Source organism: Rhizobium album (assembly GCF_003122325.1).
GTDB lineage: Bacteria > Pseudomonadota > Alphaproteobacteria > Rhizobiales > Rhizobiaceae > Metarhizobium > Metarhizobium album.
In genome coordinates this window covers 1-2,341 of the sequence record NZ_QFBC01000046.1, presented here as the reverse complement: position 1 = coordinate 2,341, position 2,341 = coordinate 1, and the positions used below count along the sequence as shown (strand labels likewise).

General features: G+C 58.8%; 1 protein-coding gene. It reads left to right on the top strand.

Annotated features, from left to right (window positions below; all coding sequences use genetic code 11):
• Positions 1-575 precede the first annotated feature (575 nt).
• Positions 576-2,267: a group II intron reverse transcriptase/maturase gene (gene ltrA / locus DEM27_RS33285; RefSeq protein ID WP_109462505.1), complete on the top strand. Its 1,692-nt coding sequence runs from the start codon at positions 576-578 to the stop codon at positions 2,265-2,267.
• Positions 2,268-2,341 lie beyond the last annotated feature (74 nt).

Genomic DNA, 2,341 nt, shown 5'->3' with positions numbered 1-2,341 from the left:
GTGCGACGTGAAAGTCGCATGAAAGGAGTGACCCATGGGTCCATGAGTAGTGTTCAACTCTGTCGCCACTTTCCCCATGCGACGTCGGTAACGGCGTGGTGTGAAGCGGGAATGAAAGCCCAAGATGGAAATGCAGCCAACGCATTTTGTCGGGCGAGGCGAAGGTCGGAAGGGCGAACGCGAGTGAATTCTCATCGAAACGCGCCGTGAGGTAGTAAGGCCGTAACCGTTGGTTGACACGGCCGAGCTGGGCAAATGCGAACTGGGGTGAGCTTGGCCCCACCGCGAACACCGCGCCCCGGCGTACTGAGAGCGCCCGCCCCGACCGCATCTCCTTCATGTGGAACACGGAAACCCCGATGGGAACCGGTGGCAACGCCGGTAGGCCGACCGTAAGGGAAGCTGAATGCCCAGCGGGAACAGGAAGACCCAAGAAGCGAATGCCGGCAGATCGAAAGATCAAGGGAATCCATAACCTGCCGGATAGAGCAATGCTCAAGCCGAAAGGCTGCTGACGTGGGTTTGGTGAACCGTCCGAAGACGTTGTGATGATTGCTAACCGAGGGAAAAGTTAGGTGCGGAATTCTTCTGCAAACGTAACCAAGGGACAGACCGACTGGAATGCCGTCAACTGGCGGCAAGTCAATCGACGCGTCCGCAATCTGAGACAGCGCATCTTCCGGGCGTCCCGTGAGAACGACCTTGCCAAGGTGCGTTCTCTACAGAACTTGATGCTTCGGAGTTACTCAAACACGCTGAAAAGCGTGCGACAGGTCACTCAGGAGAACAAGGGAAAATACACTGCTGGCGTAGACGGCATCGTCACGACGACCGTCGAGGATCGCAACGAGTTGGCCGACAGCCTCATGTCGGTTCAGCCGTGGCGAGCAGCGCCAGCGCGTAGGGTGTATATTCCGAAGGCAGGCGGGAAACTGCGCCCCCTTGGAATCCCAACCATCCGCGACCGAGCTTTGCAGGCGCGGGTGAAAAACGCGCTCGAACCCTTCTGGGAGGCACGCTTCGAGCCTTGCAGCTATGGGTTCAGGCCGGGACGGGGATGCCACGATGCCATAGCGAGAATCTACAATGTCGCCGCACCAGTGCGCCGCCGCCGATGGGTTCTCGATGCTGACATCAAAGGGGCGTTCGATAACATCGACCATGAATTTCTGCTCAACGCCATTGAAGGGTTCCCTGCAAAGGAGCTCATCCGTCAGTGGCTGAAAGCGGGGTACATGGAGCGCGGGGTCTTTCACGACACCGATAGTGGTACGCCGCAAGGTGGCGTGATCAGTCCTCTGCTCGCCAACATCGCCCTGCACGGCATGGAGGCTGCGGTTGGTGTGCAATACATCACCCGCGGCGACAATGTCGGCAAGCGGTGTTTGATCCGCTACGCAGACGACTTTGTCGTCTTCTGCGATAGCGAAGAAGATGCGTGTCAGGCTCGGGTGGAACTATCCGCCTGGCTGGCAGCGCGGGGCCTTGTCCTCTCAGACGAGAAGACGCGGATAGTGCATCTATCCGATGGGTTCGACTTCCTCGGCTTCAACATCCGCCAATATCGGAGTCCGGAAACCCGATGGGGCTGGAAGCTGTTGATCAAGCCTTCCCGGAAATCGGTGAAGTCGCTGAAAGCCAGGATGGTACGGGAATGGCGAGGACTGGACGGTCAGAACATAGTCACCGTCCTTACTCGGCTGAACCCCATCATTCGAGGCTGGAGCAACTATTACCGGAGCGTAGTATCGAAACGGCTATTCGCCCAACTCGACAGCTGGATCTTTGGCAAAGAGGTCCGTTGGGCGCGGAAGACACATCCGCAAAAGCCATGGTACTGGGTCACGCGCAAATACTGGGGTAAGTTACACCCCAAGAGAATGGACTACTGGGTCTTCGGCGATGCTGCCGGAGACGGTGGCCGTCTCAACAAATTTGCGTGGACCCCGATCGTTCGACATATCCTTGTGAAAGGGGGCGCATCGCCAGATGATCCAGCCCTCCGAGACTATTGGGTGCGGCGAAGATCGCGTCAGCATGCCGAGCTTTCCGGTCGGCAACAGGCTCTCGCCAAAGAACAAGGAGGCATGTGCTTCCGCTGCGGTGAGACCCTGCACAACGACGAGGCCCTGTGCGTTCACCACATCACGGCACCTCGCCTTGGTGGGAAACGCACGCTCGATAATCAGCGCCTCATGCACCTCTACTGCCATCTCCAGGCTCTCGCTGCGGAGAGGAGTGTACGGGATCGCAAGCGGTTTGCTTGAGCCGTGTGCGGGGAAACTCGCAAGCACGGTTCTGAGGGGGCGGGGCAGCGGCGACGCTGCCCCGCTACCCGACC